The sequence below is a fragment of the Noviherbaspirillum sp. UKPF54 genome, from assembly GCF_007874125.1.
In the GTDB taxonomy this organism is placed as follows: domain Bacteria; phylum Pseudomonadota; class Gammaproteobacteria; order Burkholderiales; family Burkholderiaceae_D; genus Noviherbaspirillum.
In genome coordinates this window covers 1,796,609-1,820,739 of record NZ_CP040128.1, presented here as the reverse complement: position 1 = coordinate 1,820,739, position 24,131 = coordinate 1,796,609, and the positions used below count along the sequence as shown (strand labels likewise).

Annotated in this window: 20 protein-coding genes and 1 pseudogene; 15 read left to right on the top strand and 6 right to left on the bottom strand. The window is 63.9% G+C overall.

Going from position 1 to position 24,131, the window contains the following annotated elements:
- Nucleotide 1: 1 nt before the first annotated feature.
- The 6 genes from otsB (at nt 2) to FAY22_RS08395 (ending at nt 8,967) form a co-directional block, all read left to right on the top strand.
- Nucleotides 2-802 carry a trehalose-phosphatase gene (otsB, locus tag FAY22_RS08420; protein ID WP_146329793.1) on the top strand — a complete coding sequence of 267 codons (801 nt, stop codon included), beginning with the start codon at nt 2-4 and terminating at the stop codon, nt 800-802.
- A 98-nt stretch (nt 803-900) separates the two neighbouring features.
- Nucleotides 901-2,688, top strand: coding sequence for a glycoside hydrolase family 15 protein (locus FAY22_RS08415; protein ID WP_146329792.1), 1,788 nt, complete (start codon nt 901-903; stop codon nt 2,686-2,688).
- A 21-nt stretch (nt 2,689-2,709) separates the two neighbouring features.
- Entirely contained in the window at nt 2,710-3,705 is a 996-nt protein-coding gene (locus FAY22_RS08410) for an ROK family protein (protein ID WP_146329791.1), read from the top strand.
- Between the two features lie 121 nt (nt 3,706-3,826).
- Nucleotides 3,827-4,675 carry a 2OG-Fe(II) oxygenase gene (locus tag FAY22_RS08405; RefSeq protein ID WP_146329790.1) on the top strand — a complete coding sequence of 283 codons (849 nt, stop codon included), beginning with the start codon at nt 3,827-3,829 and terminating at the stop codon, nt 4,673-4,675.
- Between the two features lie 189 nt (nt 4,676-4,864).
- A complete protein-coding gene (locus FAY22_RS08400) occupies nt 4,865-7,399 on the top strand; it encodes a cation-translocating P-type ATPase (RefSeq protein ID WP_146329789.1) in 2,535 nt (844 codons plus the stop codon).
- Nucleotides 7,396-8,967: a bifunctional aminoglycoside phosphotransferase/ATP-binding protein gene (locus FAY22_RS08395; RefSeq protein ID WP_146329788.1), complete on the top strand. Its 1,572-nt coding sequence runs from the start codon at nt 7,396-7,398 to the stop codon at nt 8,965-8,967. The genes FAY22_RS08400 and FAY22_RS08395 overlap by 4 nt, the downstream gene beginning before the upstream one ends.
- 7 nt (nt 8,968-8,974) lie before the next feature.
- On the opposite strand, the gene FAY22_RS08390 is transcribed toward FAY22_RS08395, so the two are convergent.
- Together FAY22_RS08390 and FAY22_RS08385 are read right to left on the bottom strand one after the other, a co-directional pair.
- The gene (locus tag FAY22_RS08390; RefSeq protein WP_246860706.1) at nt 8,975-10,099 is read right to left on the bottom strand and encodes a glycosyltransferase; all 1,125 of its coding nucleotides are present in this window, start codon (nt 10,097-10,099) and stop codon (nt 8,975-8,977) included.
- 50 nt (nt 10,100-10,149) lie between these two features.
- Nucleotides 10,150-11,277, bottom strand: a complete 1,128-nt coding sequence (locus FAY22_RS08385) for a GNAT family N-acetyltransferase (protein ID WP_146329787.1) — start codon at nt 11,275-11,277, stop codon at nt 10,150-10,152.
- 514 nt (nt 11,278-11,791) lie between these two features.
- On the opposite strand from FAY22_RS08385, the gene FAY22_RS08380 reads away from it, so the two are divergent.
- Nucleotides 11,792-12,694: a serine hydrolase gene (locus FAY22_RS08380; protein ID WP_371417383.1), complete on the top strand. Its 903-nt coding sequence runs from the start codon at nt 11,792-11,794 to the stop codon at nt 12,692-12,694.
- A 169-nt stretch (nt 12,695-12,863) separates the two neighbouring features.
- Complete coding sequence (locus FAY22_RS08375; RefSeq protein WP_146329785.1) at nt 12,864-14,048, top strand: serine hydrolase; 1,185 nt, start codon at nt 12,864-12,866, stop codon at nt 14,046-14,048.
- 3 nt (nt 14,049-14,051) lie between these two features.
- Here FAY22_RS08375 and FAY22_RS08370 read toward each other — a convergent pair whose 3' ends face one another.
- Nucleotides 14,052-14,984, bottom strand: a complete 933-nt coding sequence (locus FAY22_RS08370) for a LysR family transcriptional regulator (RefSeq protein ID WP_146329784.1) — start codon at nt 14,982-14,984, stop codon at nt 14,052-14,054.
- Between the two features lie 115 nt (nt 14,985-15,099).
- Between FAY22_RS08370 and FAY22_RS08365 the strand changes: the two genes are divergently transcribed.
- From FAY22_RS08365 to FAY22_RS08355, 3 genes are all read left to right on the top strand, one after another.
- Entirely contained in the window at nt 15,100-15,720 is a 621-nt protein-coding gene (locus FAY22_RS08365) for an FMN-dependent NADH-azoreductase (protein ID WP_146329783.1), read from the top strand.
- A 36-nt stretch (nt 15,721-15,756) separates the two neighbouring features.
- On the top strand, nt 15,757-16,632 hold the full coding sequence (locus tag FAY22_RS08360) for a pirin family protein (protein ID WP_146329782.1): 876 nt from the start codon (nt 15,757-15,759) through the stop codon (nt 16,630-16,632).
- 139 nt (nt 16,633-16,771) lie between these two features.
- Nucleotides 16,772-17,989 (top strand): MFS transporter, encoded by a 1,218-nt coding sequence (locus FAY22_RS08355; RefSeq protein WP_146329781.1) that lies wholly within the window; start codon nt 16,772-16,774, stop codon nt 17,987-17,989.
- 14 nt (nt 17,990-18,003) lie between these two features.
- Here the strand turns inward: FAY22_RS08355 and pal are convergent, their stop codons facing one another.
- Complete coding sequence (pal, locus tag FAY22_RS08350) at nt 18,004-18,525, bottom strand: peptidoglycan-associated lipoprotein Pal (protein ID WP_146329780.1); 522 nt, start codon at nt 18,523-18,525, stop codon at nt 18,004-18,006.
- A 100-nt stretch (nt 18,526-18,625) separates the two neighbouring features.
- On the opposite strand from pal, the gene FAY22_RS21965 reads away from it, so the two are divergent.
- The gene (locus FAY22_RS21965; RefSeq protein WP_168204802.1) at nt 18,626-18,799 is read left to right on the top strand and encodes a hypothetical protein; all 174 of its coding nucleotides are present in this window, start codon (nt 18,626-18,628) and stop codon (nt 18,797-18,799) included.
- Here FAY22_RS21965 and FAY22_RS08345 read toward each other — a convergent pair.
- On the bottom strand, nt 18,784-19,455 hold the full coding sequence (locus FAY22_RS08345) for a YitT family protein (protein ID WP_246860705.1): 672 nt from the start codon (nt 19,453-19,455) through the stop codon (nt 18,784-18,786). The genes FAY22_RS21965 and FAY22_RS08345 overlap by 16 nt on opposite strands.
- Nucleotides 19,456-19,843: 388 nt before the next feature.
- Here FAY22_RS08345 and FAY22_RS08340 point away from each other — a divergent pair, with 388 nt between their 5' ends.
- The 3 genes from FAY22_RS08340 to mnmH all read left to right on the top strand — a co-directional run bounded on the left by FAY22_RS08340 (nt 19,844) and on the right by mnmH (nt 22,524).
- Complete coding sequence (locus tag FAY22_RS08340; RefSeq protein WP_146329779.1) at nt 19,844-21,094, top strand: acyl-CoA dehydrogenase family protein; 1,251 nt, start codon at nt 19,844-19,846, stop codon at nt 21,092-21,094.
- 84 nt (nt 21,095-21,178) lie between these two features.
- Complete coding sequence (locus tag FAY22_RS08335; protein WP_146329778.1) at nt 21,179-21,430, top strand: hypothetical protein; 252 nt, start codon at nt 21,179-21,181, stop codon at nt 21,428-21,430.
- Nucleotides 21,431-21,498: 68 nt separating this feature from the next.
- Entirely contained in the window at nt 21,499-22,524 is a 1,026-nt protein-coding gene (gene mnmH / locus FAY22_RS08330; RefSeq protein WP_146329777.1) for a tRNA 2-selenouridine(34) synthase MnmH, read from the top strand.
- Between the two features lie 26 nt (nt 22,525-22,550).
- Here mnmH and FAY22_RS08325 read toward each other — a convergent pair.
- Nucleotides 22,551-23,779: pseudogene (locus FAY22_RS08325) on the bottom strand (nucleoside recognition domain-containing protein).
- Between the last annotated feature and the right edge of the window lie 352 nt (nt 23,780-24,131).

Below are 24,131 nucleotides of genomic sequence, written 5' to 3'. Positions count from 1 at the left end.
CATGATGGCGCTGCACTCGGAGAAGGGGCGAAGACGCCTCGATGAATATGTCAGGCCGGGCCTGCTGTGCGCGTTCGATTTCGACGGCACGCTGGCGCCGATCGTGCCGCACCCGGACCAGGCGCGGCTGCCGGCAGGCATCCGTCAGCGGCTAGCGGCGCTGGCGGAGTTTGCGCCGATCGCCATCATTACAGGCCGTTCGGTGGACGATATCCGCGACCGGCTCGGGTTTGAGCCGGATTTTATTATTGGCAATCATGGGCTGGAAGGCGTACCGGGCTGGGAAACCAACGCGGCGCGCCACCGGGCGCTGTGCGCTCAATGGCGCGCGCAACTGGAGCCGGCCTTGCGCGCCATGGGAGATCCCGGCATCGTGATGGAAGACAAGCGTTATTCGCTGTCGCTGCATTATCGTCATGCGCGGGAGCCGCAGGCGGCACGCAGGCTGGACGAGCTGTTCGAGCAACTCGTGCCTGCGCCGCGCGTAGTGGCGGGCAAGCATGTGTTCAACCTGGTGCCGCCGGACGCGGCGCACAAGGGAGATGCGCTAAGGCAGTTGATGAGCATGACCGGAGCGCCGCGTGCGCTGTATGCCGGCGACGACGTGACTGACGAGGACGTGTTCCGCCTGCCGCGCCACACGATCTTGGCGATCCGCATTGAGTACGCGGCGCGCAGCGCGGCCGAATTTTTTCTGCCGCAACTGGAAGACGTCGCGCCCTTGCTGGATGATCTGGTGCAGCGCCTACGACGCGCGGGCGCGCCCAGCCGGACGCGGGGAGAAATCGCCGGCGCTGCGTGATTTGCGGCGGGGCATGGCGTACCGGCAGTCGGTCGAACCTCGCGGGCCACACCGATTTGGAGTATCCTGAATTTGCCGTTGCCGGCAAACGATTGCGCATGAAAACTCTTGACCTTGGGCTTATCGGTAATGCACGCACCTGCGCGCTGGTGGATCGCCGCGCATCGATCGTCTGGTGGTGCTATCCCTGCCTGGACTGCGACCCGATATGCTGTTCGCTGCTGCAGTCGGATGCGCAGGATGCCGGCTTTGGCCAGATCGACGTGGAACTCGATGGCTGCGCCGAGTCCGAGCAGTTTTACGAACGCAATTCCGCGATCCTGATCACGCGCTTTCGCGATGTGGCCGGCAACGGCATCGAGGTGATCGATTTTGCGCCGCGCTTCTACCTGCATGGCCGCATGTTTGCGCCGGCGATGCTGGTGCGGGTGGTGCGGCGTGTCGCGGGGCGTCCGCGCGTGGCGCTGCGCGTGCGCCCGGCGCTGAATTACGGTAGCGCGCGCGCCGAAGTGCGCTGCGGCGCGCACCATATTTCCTACCACGGCATGTCGCAGCCGATGCGGCTGACCACCGATGCCTCGGTGTCGTCGGTGCTCGACGAGCGGCCTTTCTTCCTGCACGACAGCGTGACGCTGCTCATGGGGCCGGACGAAACGGTGGATGGCGCCCCGCACGAAGTCGGGCGCACATTCTACGAAAAGACCCAGGCATATTGGCACCAGTGGGTGCGCAATCTCGCCATTCCTTTCGAATGGCAGGAGGTGGTGATCCGCGCGGCGATCACGCTCAAGCTCAATGCGTACGACGACACCGGCGCCATCGTCGCCGCCGTGACCACCTCGATCCCGGAAGCACCGGGCAGCGGACGCAACTGGGATTACCGCTACTGCTGGCTGCGCGACGCTTATTTCGTGGTCAACGCGCTCAATAGCCTGGGCGCCACCGGCACCATGGAGCACTACCTCGATTACATCCTGAACATCATCGCCGACACCCGCGACCGGCCGTTGCAGCCGGTATACGGCATCCGGCGCGAGGCGGTGCTCGACGAGCGGATCGCGCCGGCACTGGCCGGCTATCGCGGCATGGGGCCCGTGCGGGTCGGTAACCTGGCGTATTTCCAGGTGCAAAACGATGTCTTCGGCGCGGCAGTGCTGGCTAGCACCCATGCCTTTTTCGACACCCGGCTGGACCGGCCCGCCGGGCGCCAGATGTTCAACGACCTGGAGCGGCTCGGCGAGCAGGCGGTGCGCCAGTACAACGTGCCTGACGCCGGGCTGTGGGAGCTGCGCCGCGCGACCCGGGTGCACACTTTTTCCAGCATCATGTGCTGGGCCGCCTGCCACCGCCTGGCCATCATCGCGCGCAAGCTCGGCTTGCCGGAGCGAGAAAGGCTCTGGAGCGAGCACGCCGGGAAAATACACCGCGAAATCTGCGAGCGCGCATGGAATGCGCAGCTCGGCAGCTTTGTCTCGACCTTCGGAGGCGACAAGCTCGACGCGAGCCTGCTGCTGATGGCCGAGTTCCAGTTCCTCGACCCGCGCGACGAGCGTTTCGTCGCCACCGTCGAAGCCGCCGAACGGCATCTGCGGCGCGGCGACTTCATGCTGCGTTATGACGAGGAAGACGATTTCGGGCGTCCCGAAACGGCATTCCTGGTGTGCACCATGTGGTGGATACTGGCGCTGGCGCAGATCGGGCGCAAGGAGCGCGCGCGCGAATTGTTCGCCAATGTCCTTTCCAGATGCAACCACCTCGGCCTGCTGTCGGAAGACGTGGCAACGGACAGCGGCGAGCTGTGGGGCAATTTTCCGCAGACATACAGCATGGTGGGACTGATCCATTGCGCGGCGCGGCTCAGCATCCCGTGGGACAAGGCGTATTGACGAAACGAGAAGAGTTCTATTATGGAAACCCGCTACATCGGCGCCATCGATATCGGCGGCACCAAGATTGCCGCCATGGTTTGCAATAACGACGGGCCGCTTGCCCGGGTCGTACAGCCGACGGTCAAGTCCGGGACCGAGCGCGCCTTGCCGGAACAGGCGATCGCCTTGCTGGAACAGGCATGCCGCATGGCTGGCGTCGAACTGACGGCGGTGCGCGAGCTGGGCGTGAGTTCCTGCGGCCCGTTCGTGCGCGCCGACGGCCTGACCAGCCTGTCTACGCCGAACATCTGCGGCGGGCTCACGGCGGGCTCCGATTTGCCCAATGACTGGACCGCGATCCCGCTGGAACATGTGCTGCGCGAGCATTTCGACCATGTGCGGCTGGAAAACGACTGCGTCGGTGCGCTGATCGCGGAGCGCACCTTCGGCGCCGTCATCGACGAACCCGACTGCGCCTACGTCACCTGGAGCACCGGCATCGGATTCGGCCTGTGTGTCGACGGCCATATCCTGAATGGCAAGAACGGCAACGCCGGTCACGCCGGCCACATGCTGGTGAGCGAACGCGATACGCTGTGCGGCTGCGGCAATCGCGGCGATGTCGAATCGCTCACATCGGGACGTAACATAGGCGCTCGCCTGCACACGAGCGCATCGAAGCTGTTTGCTGCCGCGCGCGATGGCGACGAGGCCTCGCGCGCGGCCGTGTTCGAAGCGGCGCGGTGGTTCGGGCGTGCGCTGTACAACATCGTCGCGACGCTTGACACGCGCGTCTTCGTCATCGGCGGCACGGTCTGGCAGCATCACGGCGAGTGGCTGGCGCCCGTGGTGGAGCAGGAAATCGCCAGCCATCTGCCCGCCCTCACTCAGGACGTGAAGCTGGTGCCGGCTGCGCTTGGCCCGCTGGTGGCCGATGTCGGTGCCCTGAGTCTGGTGCTGCCGGCCGACTGGATCGCGCAATGGCGCATCACTTCGCCCTGGGAAAAACTCAGGGACGCGCCGCCGGTGCCGTAGCACGGCAGCCGGCCTGGCCAAATTAGCAAGTCGCCGGCGGCCTTCATTACTGTTGTCTCGTGGAACTTTCAAGCGGCGCGCCAATCACATGGGCGCAGACTGAACCGATGAAAGGCCCAAGATGACGACGCTGTCCGCCCTCGCTTCCTTGCCTCAGGAATGGCAACTCTGGATCAACCAGAACCTCGCGCGCGCCTGCACCCCGCGCAGCATGGCTGAAGTCATGACGCGCGACGGCAGGTTCGACCAGCGGCTGGCGCATGCAGCCATCGAGGAAGCCAGGCGCGCTCGCTTCCCTGACATGCCGGGTTTGCAAGCCAGGCCGGAAGTGAACACTTCGGCCAACACCATCACCACGCCGGACCGGACCGTGAACGTCCTGCTCACGCTGAAGGCGCCGCGCATCGTCTTGCTCGGCAATGTCCTGAGCGACGAGGAGTGCGACGCGCTGGTCGCCTACAGCGAGCAGCGCATGCTGCGCTCGCCGGTCGTGGGCGACGCCGAAGGCAAGAATGAAATCCATGCCTACCGCACCAGCCGCGGCGCCATGCTGCAGCGGGGCGAAAGCGAGCTGGTCGGGCGCATCGAGGCGCGGCTGGCGGCGCTTACGCGCTGGCCGGCCGAGCGCGGCGAGGGCTTGCAGGTGCTGCGTTACGAATCCGGCAACGAATACCGGCCGCACTACGACTGGTTCGACCCCGGCCTGCCGGGACCGCGCAAGCACCTGGAACGCGGCGGCCAGCGGGTTGCGACCATCGTCATGTACCTGAGCGATGTGGAGCGGGGCGGCGCCACCTCGTTTCCGAACATCGGGCTGGAGGTGCAGCCGAAAAAGGGATGCGCCGTATTTTTTGCCAACGTTGATGCCTACGGCACGCCGGATCAGCAAACCCTCCATGCCGGCGAACCGGTCGTTGCCGGACGCAAAGTGATCGCAACCAAGTGGCTGCGCGAGCGCGCTTACGTCTAAAGCGCGCCGTATTGCGGCTGAACATGGCTTGTCCGGCATGATGGCACGATAGCTGTCCATGCCGATCATGGCGGGAGGCGCGGGCGTCTGCCGCCGGCCGCTGCGTGCCTCACTGCACGCTTTGATATGGCCAGGTATTCTTGATGTGAGTCAAACAAACGCGCGGCGCCGCCGCCGTATGATGACTCCATGACTACTGATGCTACGGATGTACGGGGCCTGTCGGGTTCCGAGGCGGCAACCCGCCTGCGCCAATCCGGCTATAACGAACTGCCATCGAAAGACCGGCGCACGGTGCTGCGCATCATGCTGGAAGTGGTGCGCGAGCCGATGTTCCTGCTCCTGCTGGCGGCAGGTTCGGTTTACCTCGCGCTCGGCGACCGCGACGATGCCTTGATGCTGCTCGGCTTCGTGTTCGTGTCGATGGCCATCACTATCTTCCAGGAACGAAAGACCGAGCGCGTGCTGGAAGCATTGCGCGACTTGTCGAGCCCGCGCGCGCTGGTGATCCGCGACGGCGATCAAATCCGCATTCCGGGCCGCGAAGTGGTGGTCGGCGACCTGCTGGTGCTGGAGGAGGGCGACCGCATCGCCGCCGACGGCGAGCTGCGCGAATCGCATGACCTGCTGGTGGACGAATCGCTTCTCACCGGCGAATCGTTCCCAGTGGAGAAGAAAGCGGGCGGGAACGAGGGCAAAGGCGAGTCGGGCCGGGTCTTCTCCGGCTCGATCGTGACGCAGGGCGGCGGTCTGGCGCGGGTGACGGCCATCGGCGCCGCCACCGAAATCGGCAGGATCGGCCGCGCGCTGCAGGAACTGGAAACGGCGAAAAGCCCGTTGCAGTCCGAAATCGGCATCCTGGTCAAGCGTTTCGCATGGATCGGCGTCGCCGTCTCCGGCCTGGTATTCATCCTGTTCGGCGCCAGCCGGCAGGACTGGTTCGGCGGCTTGCTGGCCGGGATTACGCTGGCAATGTCGATGCTGCCGGAAGAATTCACGGTGGTGCTCACGGTCTTCATGGCGCTCGGCGCATGGCGCCTTTCGCGCAGCCAGGTGCTGACGCGCCGCACGCCCGTGATCGAGACGCTTGGCGCGGCTACCGTACTGTGCGTGGACAAGACCGGCACGCTGACGCAAAACCGCATGTCGGTGCGGGAGGTCATCGCGGCGGGACGCAACTGGGAGATCGCGGAGCCCGCGGTGCGACCATCGGGCGCTCCCGAGCCCGCGCTTGAGGACGTGCTGGAGTACGCAGTGCTGGCCAGCGAAAGCCTGCCGTTCGATCCGATGGAAAAGGCGTTTCACCGCTGCGCGGCCGAACTGCTGCCGCACGAGCGGGTGCGTCACGACGGATGGGAGTTCGTCCACGAGTATCCCCTGAGCAGCGAATGCATGGCGATGACCCACGTATGGCGTTCGCCGGGCGGCGGCAACACCGTCGCCACCAAGGGCGCGCCGGAGGCGGTCGCTCGCCTGTGCCGCCTGGGCGAATCGGAAAGCGCGCTGGTGCTGGAACAGGTGCAGGAGCTGGCTTCGCGCGGCATGCGCGTGCTGGCGGTAGCGCGCGCCGTACATGAAGGACAGGCGTGGCCCGCGGGACCGGATGGATTTCGCTTCGAATGGCTCGGGCTGGTCGGACTGGCCGATCCCCTGCGGCCATCGGTGCCGGGTGCGGTGCAGGCTTGCCGCCAGGCCGGCGTGCAGGTCGTCATGATTACCGGCGACTACCCCGCCACGGCGCAGGCGATCGCCAGGCAGGCAGGGCTGCCGCACGAGCGCATCATGAGCGGAGCGCAGCTCGATGCACTGAGCGATACCGAGCTGCTGCAGGCGGTGCGCGAACATCACGTGTATGCCCGCATCCTGCCCCAGCAGAAGCTGCGTCTGGTGAGTGCCTTCCGGGCCAACGGCCAGGTGGTCGCCATGACCGGCGACGGCGTCAACGACGCCCCGGCGCTCAAGGCGGCGCACATCGGCATCAGCATGGGGCAGCGTGGCACCGACGTTGCGCGCGAGGCGTCGTCGCTGGTGCTGCTCAACGACGACTTCGGCTCGATCGTGGAAGCGATCCGGGTCGGGCGGCGCATCTACGACAACTTGCGCAAGGCGATGATCTATATCGTGGCGGTGCACCTGCCGATCGCCGGCATGAGCCTGCTACCCCTGCTGTTCGGCGCGCCGCTGGTGCTCGCGCCGGTCCATATCGTTTTCCTCGAAATGGTCATCAATCCAGCCTGCTCGATCGTGTTCGAGGCCGAGCATGCGGAGCGCGACATCATGCGACGCCCGCCCAGACGCCCGCAGGAACGGTTGCTGGACCGGCGCACCATGGGCTTGGCGCTGCTGTACGGCGTCGGCCTGCTGGCGGCCGCGGCGGCGGTGTATTTCGGCGCGATGGCGCGCGGCGCAGACGCGGCCCAGGTCCGGGCGGCGACCTTCGGCTGCCTGGTGCTCGGCAACCTCAGCCTGATCGTCGCCAGCCGTTCAGCCGGGCACAGCCTCCTCGAACTGATCCGCATTCCCAATGCCGCGCAATGGGGCGTGCTGGCCGGCGCCGCTTTCGCGCTGGCGGCCGCCGTCTACGTGCCGGCCTTGCGCGGCATGTTTCACTTTGCGGTACCCGGCGCGGCGACGGCGGCGACATCGGTGTTCGCGGCCGTCGCCGCGCTGACGTGGTTTGAAGTCGTCAAGCGGCTGTACCGGAAGTCGGCCGGACGGGCATGAGCGAGGGCGCGGATCTGGAGCGGCAGCGCATCCTGGTGGCGGCGCTGGCCGCTGCGCTCGAACGCGAGCACGGACGCGTCGAGCGCTTCGAGACGCATATCTCCTGGGTGCTGGTGGCCGGGGAATTCGCGTACAAGTTCAAGAAGGCGCTGCGCTTCGACTTTCTCGATTTTTCGACGCTGGACGCGCGCCACTTCTACTGCCGGGAAGAAGTCCGGCTCAACAGCCGGCTGGCGCCGGAGATTTACCTCGGCGTGCTCGCCGTCGGCGGCACGGCGCAGCATCCGCTTCTCGGCCAAGGCGAGGCGATCGAATATTGCGTCCGGATGCGCGCTTTTCCGCAGGATGCGCTATGGGCCTCGCGCCTGCGGCGCCAGCTCCTGACGGGAGAGGAAGTCGACGATCTCGCGTTGCGCGTCGGGCAATTTCACCTCGCTGCCGCGCGCGCGCCAGTCGTGACGCCATGGGGCGACACGGCGCAGCTTCGGCAAGTCGCGCACGACAACCTGGCGCAGATCGCCGCGTCGATACCCGGAGCGGCGCCCGAGATCCAGGCCTGGGTGCCGCAGCAACTGCTGCGCCTGGATGCGCTGTTTGCCATGCGCAAGCGCGCCGGATACGTCAGGGAAGGGCACGGCGACCTGCATGGCGGGAATATCGTCACGCTCGATGGCAAGGCACAGGCGTTCGACTGCATCGAATTTAACGAAGACCTGCGCTGGATCGACGTCATCAACGACATCGCTTTCGTCTACATGGACTTGCGTTTCCAGGGATGCGAAGGTCTGGCGGCACGCTGCCTGAATCGCTACCTGGAAACCACCGGCGATTACGAAGGCGTGCGCCTGCTACGCTACTACCAAGTGCAGCGTGCACTGGTGCGCAGCAAGATTGCGCTGCTGTACGCGGCGCAGCCGGGCATTTCCCGCCGGGAAGCACAGATGCACGAACGCGAAGGATTTGCCTACCTGGAATACGCGGCGCGGGAGATTTCCACCGCTCCAGCCGCCATCATGATCACGCACGGTTTTTCAGGTAGCGGCAAGTCGGTGTTTGCGCGCCATGTCGTCGAGTGCGCCGGCGCGCTGCAGTTGCGTTCGGACGTGGAGCGCAAGCGCCTGCATGGCGATACGTGCTCGGGACAGGAGCAGCCGCTTGCGGCCGGCCTGTACGCCGAGGATGCGACCCGGCGCACCTATGCGCGTCTGCTGGCGCTGACGCGCGTGCTGGCGGAAGAGGGGGTGCCGGTGGTGGTCGATGCGGCTTTCCTGAAGCAGGAGCAGCGCGCCGGTTTCATGACGCTGGCCGACGAGCTGAACGTGCCGTTCTTCATCGTGGACCTTCGCGCAAGCGAGGCGACCATGCGCGCGCGCGTGGCGCTGCGCAAGGCGCAGGGCGAAGACGCGTCGGATGCGGGAGTCGAGGTCTTGCTGCATCAGCTGGGCCACCACGATCCCCTGTCGGACGTCGAATTGCAGCACACCGTTCCAGTCGATGCCGAATCGGGCCTCGACCTGTGCGGCGTACAGGCGCTGTGCGAGCGCATCGCCTTAGGCCGGCGACGCTGAACGGCGGTCAGATCGGCTTGCGCAGCTTGCCTCCCGCCATCGGCAACAGCGCCTGCCGGCACGCTTCGAGTATGCCGTTGGCTGCGTTTTCGTAGCTGTATTCCCTGACCAGCCACAGGCTGCGCGCGGAAAAGTTGTCCCACACGTTCTGATTGCTGAGCAACATGGTCGCGCGCTTGGCCCACTGGTTGACGTTCAAATCGCAGATGAACCCGTTTTCTCCGTCGCGCACCAGTTCGCCGGCGACTCCCGCGTCGGGAGTGACCAGCACCGGCAGGCCGGACGCGCATGCCTCGTTGGCCACGACGCCCCACGGATCCCACAAGGTCGGGAACAGGAAGATGCGCGCCGAGCGGTACAGCGACGGCAGGCTGTCGTGGGCGGCAAAACCGTTGAACTCGGCGTCGATGAACTCGGAGCGGCGCTGTGCGGCGCTGCGCAGCTTTTCTTCCTCGCTGCCGGCGCCGACAAACAGGATGCTCACTCGGCGCTGCAACCGGCGCGCGGTTTCCTGTGCGACGTTGAGCGCGAAGAAGGGGTTTTTCACCGCTTCCATGCGCCCGCAGAAGAGAAAATCGAAGCGCTTTTCTTCCCGCTTCCCGACTGGCGAGAATGCGTCGTTGTCCACGCACAGGCAGGAGCGGAAGCAGCGGTCGGCCGGGATGCCGTAGCTCTCGTACAGGCGCTGCCCCCCCATGCTGGCGGAAACGAAGACGCTGGTGCGTCCGTACACGAAGCGGCGCACGGCCTTGTGCAGCCGGCTGAGCGACTGTTCCGATGCATAGGTGCCGTCGGTCATGGCGACATGCGGTATGCCTTTCATCATGGCATAGCCGAATGCGTACAGATGGGTCGGATTGAAGCCGCCGGTGATGATGACGTCCGGCGCAACCGCCGCCAGGCGGCGAACGACGCCCGGCGTGTAGTGGATGTAGCGGCCGCGGATCGTGACGAACTGCTCGCTGAGAAAGGTGTGGTCGAATTCCAGCGGCGGCAGTTCCCACTGCCGGTTCGGTTCGCGCTGGGTGCAGAAGATGACATGCGGCACGACGTCAGGCATCTGCGCAAGACGTCGGAATAAGGGTACGCGGTAAGGCGGCAGTTCATTGGATACGATGGCAAGTCTAAGCATGGATCGGCTCCCGTGTCGGCATGGAACGTAGCGTCGGAAAGGCGGTCGTGTTATCCGCCCTGCGGAAGGCGGTGCTTGTGGCGCAGCCATGTGATTGCGGCACGCAATGCCGGCCGATCCTGCCGCCGCGGATCGAGCAGCCAGGATTTCGCCCGCCGCTGCCAGGCATGCCACGCGTTTGCCAGGATCGTCGCGCCGTGCAGGAGGTAATCGGCGCGCGAGCGGTAGATATCCAGGTGATCCAGGTCGCGCTGCACGCCGTCCAGCAAGTACTTGTATTGGTAGCGTCCCCACAGCAGGTGGAACTCGCGTCCGCCGCGCGCGATCGCCTCGCAGATGGTCAGGTAGCAGCACAGCGTCCCCAGGCGGTAGTCGTCGTAGGCCGGGTCGTGCGCGGTGACATAGGAAAAATAGTTGTCGCCGACACGAGCGCAGATAGCCCCCGCGCAGATGCGCCCGTCGATGCGCATCAGCGCAACCATGCCGCAGGTTTTGGCCAGCTGCAGCAGGCGCTGTGATTCGGCATCGTCCAGGTAGGATGTTTTCTGCTTGCCGGCCATCCGCATATGGTTGAGGGCAATGATGTCGTTCACTTCTGAGGCATTGATGCTTCCGGTCTCGCACACCTCGAGGCGCAACGTCGGATGGTGCCGCTTCAGGCGGCTAAGGTGGTGCTTGATGTTCTTGCGCGTCGCCTTGCCCAGACGCGCGAGATAGGCCTCCGGCGTGGCCGGCAGCGTCAGCGCGATGTCTTCGGTGCAGTTGAAGCGTTGTGTGGGATACGGCAGCCGTTCCAGCTGCAGCTCGACCGCGTTGAAGCTTACGGCGCGCAGTGCCGGGTAGGCCGCAAAGACGGTGTCGGTGAAGCGGACGATCTCGCGCTGTCCGAGCCGGATGAATTCGTTGAGCACGTGGGCGGTGCGCCGTTCGATACGGAACAGCATGAGGCTGACCACCTTGCCTTCGCGACGCGCGACATAGGTGCTGATCCGTTCCGTGCCGCCATAGATGCGGAAATGTTCAAGCGACGAAAAGATGCTGCCGTATAGGCGTTTCAGTTCGGGTTCGGCAAAGGAAGGAATATGGTCCGGATGGAATTCCTCCGTGAGCCCTTCCTTTACTGCTTCATGCGGCGGGACGAACCGGAAGGCAGAGGCCGCCTCTGGGTGTCTCATCATTCAACTTTCCTCTGTGATTGAAGCTTGACAGGCCGGCGGGCGCTCGACGGGAGCCGTATCCGGCAGGTAGTCGGCTTGGGCGCCGTTGCTTGTGTATGTTGAATGGCAGTGTTGTGAAAAGTTCATCGGATGCAGGATTGCCGCGTGCATTATTGTTCAAGCACAAGCGACACGCGGAGGCGGGGAACCGGCCCCGCGCAGGCGCGACATGGCCCTTGATATAGCACTATGGCGGCTTGCCTTCTTTCCCGATCGCTCCAGCCAAGCCGAAGCGGGACCGTGGAACCGCTCACGAGCGCATCCCAAGTCCGATCCCGTATTGCGCGTCGGTCGCCCCTCCAGCGGGGCGCTTGAAAACAGGTCAAGACGTGTTCGCAACAAAATGGAAAATTTTTTTGTCATCGGGTAGATCTAGTGCAACGTTGTTCTGCGTTAACACGATATGATTAATGCCGCAGAACAACTCTTAGATCTTCTCCCCCGTATGTTCAAGAAAACGATACTGGCGCTGCTGATGAGCTACGCAGCCGCCACCGCCTCCGCCATGCCGTTCAGCTCGCAGCACGCATTGGTGTTCGAAGAGGAATCCGGCAAGGTCCTGCTCGAAAAAGACGCTCATGCGGTAGTCCCGATTGCCTCGCTCACCAAGCTGATGACGGCCATGGTGGTGCTGGACGCGAAACAGGACATGAATGAACAGATCGGCATCGACGAAAGCGATGTCGATACGCTCAAGCACAGCTCGTCGCGCGTGCCGGTCGGCGCGGTTCTCTCCCGTTCGACAGTACTGCAGCTGGCGCTGATGTCCTCCGATAACCGGGCCGCCGCCGCGCTGGCGCGCACTTACCCGGGCGGCAAGCCGGCCTTCGTCGCTGCGGTCCGCGAAAAGCTCAACACACTCGGCATGCACGATACCGTGATCGAGGAGCCGACCGGCCTGTCGCCGCACAACCGCTCCAGCGCCGCCGACCTGCTCAAGATGGCGACGGCCGCCTCGTATTACCCGGAAATTACCCGCATCACTACCAATAGCGGCGACCTGATCGACATTAACGGCCGGCCGACCCAATACCGCAACACCAACCGCCTGGTGGGGCGCGACGGCTGGGACATCCTGCTGTCGAAGACCGGTTTCACCCATGAAGCGGGCCGCTGCCTGATCATGCGCATGCAATCCGCCGGCAAGCACGTGGTGATGGTGCTGCTCAACGCGCAGGAAAGCGCGCAGCGCCTGATGGATGCTGAAAACGTCCGGCGCTACGTGAGCGGCGAGCCGATGCTGGCGGCACGCGCACCGTCGCACAGCGCGTCGCGCAAGGCGCGGGGACACCGCGGCGGCATCGTCCTGGTGAAGTCGAAATCGCGTGCCCACGCCCATACCCAGCCGAAGATTCACAAGAAGCGCCGCACCGTCTGAGTCGTCGCTACCATGCAAGGCGGGCGTACTCGCCGCCTTGCATTCCCTCCCGTCGCATTCTTTCCCGCACTTTCGTTTCATTGACCGCCATCGCGGCGCGCCTGTATGATCGACAGCGAATAAAACGACCGTTCGCTTATTTGCCGTTCACGTTGATCAAGGAGCTACCATGGTTCATCCACAGGGCTTTTCAGCCCGCCGGCTGGAGACGCTGACTGTGCGCATGCAGGCCGATATCGACGCCGGTCGGATTCCTGGCGCGGCCATGCTGATCGCCCGGAGCGGCCGCGTCGCCTATGAGCAGGCTTTAGGCTGGCAGGACGCGGCGGCCGGCACCCCAATGGCGCTCGACAGCATCTTCCGCATCTATTCGATGACCAAGCCGATCGTCTCGATAGCCGTGATGATGCTGGCCGAAGAGGGGAAACTGTTCATCAGCGATCCGATCTCGCGCTATCTGCCGGAACTCAGGCAGCTGCAGGTCGGCGTCGAAAGGCTCGATGCGGCCGGCCGTCCCGCGCTGGCGTTGGAGCCGACCCGGCAGGCGATCACGCTGCAGGACTTGCTGCGGCATACCTCGGGTTTCACGTATGGCATTTTCGGCGATTCGCTGGTGAAGGCGGCCTATCGCGAAGCCCGCGTCGGCAGCGCGAAGGCGAGCAGCGACGAGTTCATCCGCGCACTGGCCCAGGTTCCACTGGCTTACCAGCCTGGCACCACCTGGGAGTACAGCCACTCCACTGATGTGCTCGGCGTGATCCTGGAGCGCGTCTCCGGCAAGCCGCTCGACCAGTTTCTGGAAGAGCGCATTCTCAAGCCGCTGGGCATGCATGAAATCGGCTTCTGGGTGGAGCCGGCGCGCCAGCACCGCATGGCCCAGGCATTCGGCGTCGACTCCGTGACCGGCGCCGAAGTGAAGCTGCCCCAGCTCGCGCAGCGGCCCGCCTTTCTGTCCGGCGGCGGCGGCATGGTCTCGACGCTGCACGACTACCTGCGTTTTGCGCAGATGCTGCTCAACGAAGGCGAGCTGGACGGCGTGCGCATCGTCGCGCGCAAGACGCTGCGCTTCATGGCGAGCGACCACCTGGCGCACCTGCCAGGGGCGAAAACGGGAGGAGGCTACCTGCCGGGCGCGGGATATGGCTTCGGCCTCGGCTTCGCGGTACGCACCGATGCCGGCTGCGCGATCACGCCCGGCAGCCGGGGCGACTATACCTGGAGTGGCCTGGCCGGCACCTATTTCTGGATCGACCCCGAGGAAAACCTGCTGGCGATTTACATGATGCAGGCGCCGGAGCAGCGCAACCATTACCGCCAGCTGTTCCGCAACCTGGTCTATGCAGCGCTGGAGTGAAGTCTAGGGCGCGTCGTCCTGGCCCGCGGCGACCCTCGCCGCGCATTCCTTGCCTGTCGTTTCGCGGATGATCTGCGCCAGGCGCAAGGTGCCGGGTCCGGCGGCGTCCGGGTCGGCCAGGATCAGGTACAGCTGGGCGAAGCGCTCGCCGCCATCCTTCAGGGCCAGCGGCTTGAGGCTGCCATCGGCAAGCTCGGCGCGGATCTTTTCCTCCGGCAGCCAGGAAAAGCCATATCCCATGCGCAACGCCTCGATCTGGGTAGCGCTGTGGCTGACGGTCCAGCGCTGGGTCACGTCCACGCTGAGCACGTTGCTGCTGCGCTTGCTGCCCGATTCGCGCACGACGATGTGACGGTAGGCGCGCAAATCCTGCAGGGTCAGGTCGCGCCCGAGACGATGCAGCGGATGGTCCGGGCTGGCAACCGGGACTGCGCGCAAGCGGATCAGCGGCGTGCCGAGAAAGCCGGGCGGCACCTGGTTGGCGATCGCCAGATCGGCTTGCCCGTGCAGCAGCGCCTCGGTGGTGCCGCCCAATACCGATTCGATCATTTCAACGCGCGTGTGCGGGCTTTCCGCACCGAGCTGGTTCAGGCAGCCGAGCACCAGCCACGTCGGAAACAGGATTTCGACGGCGATGCGGATTTCCGCTTCCCAGCCGGCGGACAGCCGGCTGGCCGCCCGCTCCAGCGAACGCGATTCTTCCAGCAAGGCCTTGGCCCGGCGGTACAGGAACTGCCCGGTTGGCGTGAGGATAGCTTTGCGCCCCTGTATCTCGAATGCCTTCACTCCCAGCAGCGACTCGATTTTCTGAACCGCATAGGTCACCGACGACTGGCTCTTGTGCAGGACTTCGGCCGCCTGCGCATAGCCGCCGGTGTCGACCACGGTGATCAGGGTGCGCCATTGCTCCAGGGTGATGTAGTTACTCTCGATCATGCTCTTTCGCTTTAATTATCTATTAAATAGATTGATTAACGCTAAATATTCTACTTTTTTATCGACTGAATAAATAGTTTAATGGACTTACCGAACCAACTCGAGGAGTATTCAAATGACGACATTGCTTCAAATCAACGCCAGCCTGTTTTCCAATAACGGTCAGTCGAGCCGCCTGTCCGATCAATTCGTCGCCGCCTGGCGCGAGGCTAATCCGCAAGGAACGGTGGTGACGCGCGATCTTGCGGCCGCGCCGGTGCCGCACCTCGATGCGCAACGCTTCGGCGCCTTCCTGGCCAAGCCGGAAGAGCGCACCGCGCAGCAGCAGGCGGTGGTCGATTTTTCGGATACGCTGATCGAAGAATTGCGCCAGGCCGACGTGATCGCGCTCGGACTGCCGATGTACAACTTCGGCGTGCCGTCCACGCTCAAAGCCTATTTCGACCATGTAGCGCGTGCGGGCGTCACGTTCCGGTATACCGAGACCGGCCCGGTGGGTTTGCTGACTGGCAAGAAGGTCTATGTCTTCGCCACGCGCGGCGGCCTGTATGCTGGTAGCGCGCTCGACACGCAGACCGGCTATGTGCGCGATTTCCTGCGCTTCATCGGTATCACCGACGTGGAATTCGTGTACGCAGAAGGGTTGAACATGGGCGAAGAGAGCAAGCAGTCTGCGCTGAACGCCGCATCGGCATCGATCCGGCAACTGGCGGAACCGATGCGCGCGGCTGCCTGAAAAACGAGATCTTGTATCGAACGAAGAAAGAGCATCATGGAAACGACTAACCAGGTTCGCACCTTGCAACGTATCATCGAAGCGATCGCCACCTCCGACGGCGCCGGAGTCAAGCTGCGCCGCAGCCTTGGACGCGGGCAGGGCACGCGCCTGGACCCGTTCCTGATGCTTGACGAATTTTCATCCGATAATCCGGGCGACTACATCGCCGGCTTCCCGGCCCATCCGCACCGCGGTTTCGAAACCGTGACCTACATGCTGGACGGGCACATGCGCCATGAAGACCATCTCGGCAACCAGGGCGACCTGAAGGGCGGCGGCGTGCAGTGGATGACGGCGGGGCGCGGCATCATCCATTCGGAAATGCCGCAGCAGGAACAGGGGCGCATGCGCGGCTTCCAGCTTTGGATCAATCTGCCCGCGAAGGAAAAGATGAAGGCGGCCGGCTATCGTGACATCCAGCCGGACCAGATCCCGTTAGTCGAATTCGAGGGCGGACGCGCCAAGGTCATCGCCGGAACCTTGCACGCCGGCGAACGGCAGGTGGCGGGGCCGATCCAGGGCTTGTCGACCGATCCGCTGTATCTCGATATCGAACTGGCTCCCGGTGCGCGGTTCAGCCATCCGGTGCGCCACGATTATCACGCTTTCGTCTACCTGTACGAAGGCAGTCTGCAGGTGGGGGCGGATGCGCCGCGTGCGCTCGGCACCCATCAGGTGGGCGTGCTGTCGCCCGGTTCCGGCATCGAGGTCGGCGCCGGCCCGGATGGCGCTCGTTTTCTCCTGCTGGCGGGGCGGCCGTTGAACGAACCGATCGCCCAGTACGGCCCGTTTGTAATGAATACCAGCGCGGAAATCGAACAGGCGATTGTCGATTTCCAGAGCGGGAAGTTCGTACAGCCCGCCATGTGACGCCAGCCGGCGGTTCTGGTGAATCGGCGGCCTTTCCCGTTCCGGCCGCCGGCATGCCAGCGGCACATTGGCTACAATGGCGGCAGCCGCGTTCGCCGCAACGGCGCACCTCCCGAACCGCCATAGCCACCATCCCCCGATGCATACGGAATCCGCCTCCGCCCAGTCCATTCCCGTCACCGCCGTTCCTCTGCTGTCACTCGCTGCATTCGCCAGCGGCATCTCGCTGCGCGTGACCGATCCCTTGCTGCCCCATTTGGCCGGCGAGTTCGGCGTGTCTCTCGGCGCTGCCTCCTACGTCATCACGTTTTTCGCCGTTGCCTACGGCTTGTCGCAATTATTCTTCGGGCCGGTCGGCGACCGCTACGGCAAGTATTTCGTGGTGGGCTGCGGCAGTGCCGCCTGCGCACTGACCGCCGTGCTGTGCGGGCTGGCGCCCGGCTTTCCTCTGCTGTTGGCGGCGCGCCTGCTGGCCGGGGCCACCGCCGCCGCCATCATTCCCTTGTCCATGGCATGGATCGGCGACGTGGTGCCGTATCATGAGCGCCAGCCGGTGCTGGCGCGCTTCCTGATCGGGCAGATCCTCGGGCTTTCCACCGGCGTGCTGGGCGGCGGGATCGCCGCCGATCACCGGAATTGGCGCCTGCCGTTTTTCGTGATTGCCGCCATTTTCCTGGCCGTGAGCGTCGGGCTGCTGCGGCTGAACCGGCGCCTGCCGGCGCACGCGCGCGTCACGCACAAGGCCGAAGGCTCGCCTGCCGCGCGCGTGGTTTCCGAGTTTCGCCAAGTGCTGGCGCGGCCGTGGGCGCGCGTGGTGCTGGTCACCGTGTTTCTGGAGGGAGGCTTTCTGTATGGCGCGTTCGCCTTCATTGCATCCCATCTGCACCATGTATTCGGACTCGCGCTTTCCGCGGCCGGCGCGCTGGTTATGCTGTTCGGATTCGGCGGCCTGCTGTTCGCCGTCAGCTCGCGCCTGCTCGTCAACAGGCTGGGCGAAACAGGGTTGTCGCTATGGGGCGGGATCCTGATCGCGCTGTCGCTGCTGGCGATCGGGCTGGCGCCGGTGTGGTGGTGGGCCGTGCCGGGATGTTTCTGCTGCGGGCTAGGCTTTTACATGCTGCACAATACGCTGCAGATCAACGCGACCCAGATGGCGCCGGAGCGCAGGGGCGCGGCGGTGTCGGCGTTTGCGTCGTGCTTTTTTCTGGGACAGTCGACGGGCGTGGCGTGCGCCGGCTGGCTGGTGATGCGGTCCGGGACCGCGGCGGCTATTTCCAGCGGCGCCGTCGGCGTGCTGGCGGTGGCGCTCAACTTCAGGCATCGCCTGCGCCTGAAAATTCAGACGCAGGCTCATTGACGCGCTACAGCAGATTACTTTGCGCCGTACACGATATCGGCGCGGCGGTTCTCAGCCCACGCGGCTTCATCGCTGCCGGTTGCCTTCGGCTTTTCCTTACCAAAGGAAACGGCTTCCATCTGTGCATCAGTCACGCCCATCGCGGCGAGCGACTTGCGCACAGCTTCGGCGCGCTTCTGGCCCAGCGCCAGGTTGTACTCGCTGCTGCCGCGCTCGTCGGTGTTACCCTGGATGACGATCTTGCGGGTCTTGTTGTTCGTCAGGTAGCCGGCGTGCGCGGTCACCACGGGCTTGAACTGGTCCTTGACGGTGTACTGATCGAAATCGAAATACACGCTACGCTTGGCCAGCGCGCCCTTCGGATCGTTCAGCGGATCGACGGTACCGGCGTTGACGGTGGCAACGGTGCGGGAATCGGTTGCCGGTGCTGCCGGAGCGGCGGCAGTGGTCGGTTCGCTGACCTTGGTCGCGGTGCTGCAGGCTGCCAGCAGGCAGATGCTCGACACCAGCAGGGGAAGGGTCTTCAATGTACGCATCTAATTCTCCTAAAAAATGAAGCCGGCTGCGGGTGCCGGAAAATGTAACGGAAAATATATTCGGACGAACATATTGCCCTAAATCAAATAAATAGACAATATGAAGCAGGCCCTGGTATCGCGTTTTCCTTCAAATTCATTGAAGCGGGGAGCGGTCACGTTTTTGCATCGGCAAAAACAGAAGCGCCGGGGTATCAGCCCGGCGCAACGAGGAAAATCGATGGCGGCGGCCGGCACAAGTCCGGCAACCGGTGATGGTCAGATCGCCATGTAACGGCCCGGCCGATGGTTGACCGCCAGCGTCATGTTCAGGACTGCGGCGCCGATCAGCGAGATGGCGACCGCGCCGGGAGAAATCATCGGCAGCGAGGCGAGCATGATGGCGCCGTCGAGCACGAGCTGCACCACGCCGGCGCGCAGTCCGTAACGTTCCTGCAGATACAGCACCATCACGTTGAAGCCACCCAGGCTGGCCTTGTGGCGGAACAGCACGAGCAGCCCGACTCCGCACAGCAGGCCTCCCATCGTCGCGGCATACGCCGGGTGAATAGTGTCCATATTGAACACTGCCGGCAGCACTTCCGACATGCCAGATAGCAGCAGGATCGCAGTGAAGGTCTTGATGGTGAATTTCCAGCCCATCTTCTTCACGGCGAGATAGTAGAACGGCAGGTTGAGAGCGAAAAACAGCTTGCCGAAGCTGATGCCGGTGACATAGTGCAGCAGGAAGGCCAGGCCAACCGTCCCGCCCGTAATCAGGTGCGCCTTGCCCAGCATGGCAACCCCGAGCGAAACAAGCAGCGTCCCGGACAGCAGCGCCTGGGCGTCTTCGAACAAGGTGTGGCGGGCCAAGGCGGCGGGAGTAGCCGCTCCCTGCGGGACGGCGTCAGCTGTCGTGGATGCGTTCATATCGGATGTTCCAGATGTCATGTTCATTCCTGTCCTGCAGCGCCCTCGTGGAGCGCGTCCGGATACGTCAAAGGCATGCCTGATGGGCAAGGCCGGGCTCGATGGGGTGCCAGCTTAGCCCAGACGGCGCATTCTGAAAATTGACCTGGGTCAATGATATCCAAAGACCGATAGCGGGCGCCGAACGCTGTTCGCTTGCCTGCCGCCATCCGGGATGGAGCGCGAAGCCTGTCATGGCGCGGGCCGGCGCCGGCTTGCCTGAGGCGAGCTGAATAGTATGCGCAAATTTTATCGAATGCAATCACAACTATTCATTTGAATGATGGAACGGATCGCCATACGATTTCCCTGTAATCCCCCGGGGCCGCCAGTTCAGGCCCCGACTTTGAGCGGACAGCGAAAGATCATCATGGATTTTGAATACTCCCCGAAAGTGCAGCAATTGCAGCGCAAGCTGCTCGACTTCATGGATAACTATGTGGTGCCGAACATCCCTCTGTGGCGGCGGGAAGTCGAGGCCGGCCATATGCATCCACCCTGCATGGAAGACTTGAAGGAACTCGCGAAATCGGAAGGCTTGTGGAACCTGTTCCTGCCTTCGCTGGACGCGGATGCGCCCGGGCAGGGGTTGACGAACCTGGAATATGCGCCGCTGGCGGAAATCATGGGCCGCGTGCACTGGGCCGCCGAGATCTTCAATTGCAGCGCCCCGGATTCCGGCAATATTGAGCTGCTGCACATGTTCGGCAGCGCTGAGCAGCGCCGGCAATGGCTTGCGCCGCTGCTGGACGGCACGATCCGCTCCTGCTTCGCGATGAGCGAACCGGACGTGGCGTCATCGGATGCGAACAATATCCAGATATCGATCCGGCGCGTCGGCGACGACTATGTGATCAACGGCCGCAAGTGGTTCATTTCCGGCGCCTCTCATCCGCTGTGCCGGTTCGCGATCGTCATGGGCGTGACCGATCCGGATGCCGACACGCACCGTCGCCAGAGCATGGTGATCGTGCCCTTCGACACGCCCGGCTTGAAGGTGGTGCGCGACATCCCGGTGATGAACCATCATTTTCCGGGCGGCCATTGCGAACTGGTGTTTCGCGACGCGCGGGTGCCGCGTTCCAGCCTGATCCGGGAGGAGGGCGCCGGTTTCGCGATCGCCCAGGCGCGCCTGGGCCCGGGCCGGATTCATCACTGCATGCGCTCCATCGGCCAGGCGGAGCTGGCGCTGGAACTGATGTGCGAGCGGGCCGCCGAGCGCCGCACCTTCGGGCGCTACCTGCACCAGCACGGCGCGGTCGGCGACTGGATAGCCCAGTCGCGCATGGAAATCGAGCAGGCTCGGCTGCTGGTGCTGAAAACCGCCTGGCTGATCGACCGCCACGGCGCCAAGGGGGCGTTGCGCGAAATAGCGATGATCAAGGCCATCGTGCCGCGCATGCAGACCGCCATCTGCGAGCGTGCGATGCAAACCTTCGGCGCGATGGGCATGAGCCCGGATACGCCGCTGGCGGAATTGTGGACCTGGGGACGGGTATTGCGCATCGCCGACGGGCCGGACGAAGTGCACCTGCGCACCGTGGCGAAGCTGGAAATGGCTGCGGCCGGCGAACGTCGCGGATCCACGCTACCATACATGAATACACCCGAACTGGCCTGAACGCGCGACCGCCAGTGCGCGGGCTCAATGCCGCAGCGCGCGGCGGCGTTAGGATTTCAACCTGTCCATACCGGAGGGCGAGCGATGGCTCTGAAGCAGGATTGGCGCACCGAATCGTACAAGGGCATGGAGGTGCACGTGAGCGCGTTGCGCCATTCGGACGTTCCGGCGCGCTGGGATTTCACGGTCCGCATTACCCAGCCCGGCGAAGACGCCGGATCGGAGAGCGAGCTGACAGGAGAATCGGGCGACAATGGCGATTACCCGAGCCGCGAGGAGGCGGTGCAGGCCGGGTTCGAAAAAGGTTATGCCATGGTCGACGAGTTGCTGAAATAGCATCGCCGCAGCGTCGGACGCTGCCATAAACATGCGAAATGTTCCGTCAGAAAACGTACAATGGCGGGATGCTCGATTTCCAATCTTATGACCTGATCATCGACGCGCGCAGCCCGCACGAATTCGATGAAGACCACATCCCCGGCGCCGTCAACCTGCCTGTCGTCAACGATGCCGAGTTTGCCGAGGTCGGCACGCTGCATCGCACCGACGCGATAGGTGCCTACCGGCTCGGCGCGCGCTATTCGCTGATGAACATCGCGCGCCATATTGAAACGCATATCTCCAGCTATCCGGCCAAAAGCAGGATCCTGGTCTACTGCTTCCGGGGCGGCAAGCGCAGCAAGGTCTGGTTCGACGTGCTCGACACCATCGGCTACCGCGTCGAAAAGCTCAAGGGAGGTTGGAAGACGTACCGGCGCTGGGTCAACGAACAGCTCGCAAGCCTGCCCGCCAGTTATCGTTACATCGTGCTGTCGGGATCGACCGGATGCGGCAAGACGCGCCTGCTGCATGCATTGCACGAGCGCGGCGCGCAAGTGCTCGACCTGGAAGGGATTGCCGTCCATCGCGGCTCCATCATCGGCGCCGTCCCTGGCAAGTCGCAACCGACGCAAAAGATGTTCGACAGCCTGCTCCTGCGCCGCCTGTCCGAACTCGATCCTGCGCGCCCGGTGTGGGTGGAAGCCGAAAGCAAGAAAGTCGGCCAGGTGCAGTTGCCGGAATTGCTGCTGGCAACCATGCGAAAGGGAACGACCATCGCTGTCGAAGCCGCCATGCCGCAACGGGTGCAACTGCTGCGCGAAGACTACCATCACTTCGAGCAGGATCCGGCTGCGCTGATCGAACGGCTGTCGCATCTGCGCGCTCTGGTGGGCGGCGCGGAGTTCGAGGAATGGCAGGTGTTGGCCGGGCAGAAGCGGGTGCCGGAACTGTTCGAGCGGCTGATGCGTAATCATTACGATCCGAGCTACCGCCGTTCCATCGTGCGCAATTACCCGGAAATCGACGCCTCGCCCAAGCTCATGCTCGACGACTTGTCGCACCAGGGTTTGTTGCCGGTGGCGGAGACATTGCAGGCGCGATTCGGCTGAGCATCGGCCCAGCCTTTTTCAGCCATTTAGCCGAAGAACCAGTAACAAACCGCGATCGACGCGATCACGCCGGCGATGTCGGCTGCCAGCGCGCAGCCGACCGCATGGCGTGCGCGCTGGATGCCAACCGCGCCGAAATACACGGCCAGCACGTAGAACGTAGTTTCGGTGCTGCCCTGTACGGTGGCGGCGACCAGCGCCGGAAAACTGTCGACGCCCATGGTTTTCATCGTTTCGATCAGCATGGCGCGCGCCGCGCTGCCGGAGAACGGCTTGACCAGGGCAGTCGGCAGCGCGTCGACGAAACGCGTATCCCAGCCGGCTGCTTCCACGACGTAGCGCAGGCCGCCGAGCAGCGCGTCGAGCGCGCCGGAAGCGCGCAGCACGCCGACGGCGCACAACATGGCGACCAGGTACGGCAACAGGTTTTTGGCCACGTCATAGCCTTCGCGCGCGCCCTCAATGAAGCTTTCATAGAGCGGGACCCGCCGCAAGGCGCCGCACAGCAGAAAGACAAGGATTAGCGCAAACAGCACCAGGTTGCCCAGCAGCGAAGACAACGCACCCAGCGCCGCCGCCGACAGCCCCGCAAGCCCAGTCATCAAGCCCCCAGCAGCAGCGCCAAAGCGGCCAGCCATGCCAGAACCACCGGATCCCACAGCCTCAGCCGCTGCATCACGGCCACCGCCAGCAGTCCGGTCAGGCTGGAAGCGCTGGTGGCGATCAGGATCGGCAGGAACACCATGGTCGGATCGTGCGCGCCTTGCTGCAGACGGTACATGAAAATCGACACCGGCAGCAGCGTCAGCGACGATGCATTCAGGACCAGGAACAGGATCTGGGCATTGCTGGCGGTCTTGGGATCGGGATTGAGCTCCTGCAGCGCGCGCATCGCTTTCAGGCCGATCGGCGTGGCGGCGTTGTCCAGTCCGAGCGCGTTGGCGGTGAAGTTCAGGGTAATCAGGCCAAGCGCCGGATGGCCTGGCGGAACGTCGGGCATCAGGCGTCGAAACAGCGGCGCCAGCAGTCGGGCCAGCAGGTCGACGATGCCTGCCTTTTCCGCGATGCGCAGGAAACCCAGCCACAGTGTGAGGGTGCCGAACAGCAGGATCATCACCTCGACCGACAGTCTCGCCATGGCAAACAGACTTTCCACCATGGCGGAAAAAACGGCGGGATTGCCGCCGCCGAGCCAGCGCCAGACCGCGCTGGCGGCAGCGATCAGGAAAAAGCTCAGCCACAGGCCGTTGAGCATTCGGAATCCTTCGAGATAGATTGGGCGGCCGGGGCCGCGCGGATTTGAGCCGGCGAATCTTAATATGTCGGGCGTCAAACAGGCTAGTTGAAAAGCGTTTGCGCTATCGAAAGTTCAGTGTAATATCTCACCCGCATTAAAAAAATCCACCCAAGGATGATGGAGACAGGAGCCCGCGCAGTGCGCGGGCTTTATTTTTTTCGGGTAATGGCTTGTGATATTTGAAATGGTTATATCTGCTATCACAACAATAAAGAGGAAGAATTTGCCTCCCTGCCGTAAGATTGATCCTGTCTCCTCCAACTCTCCTTGAATTGGATTTAACCCGCGAGCCGCAAGGCTGGCGGGTTTT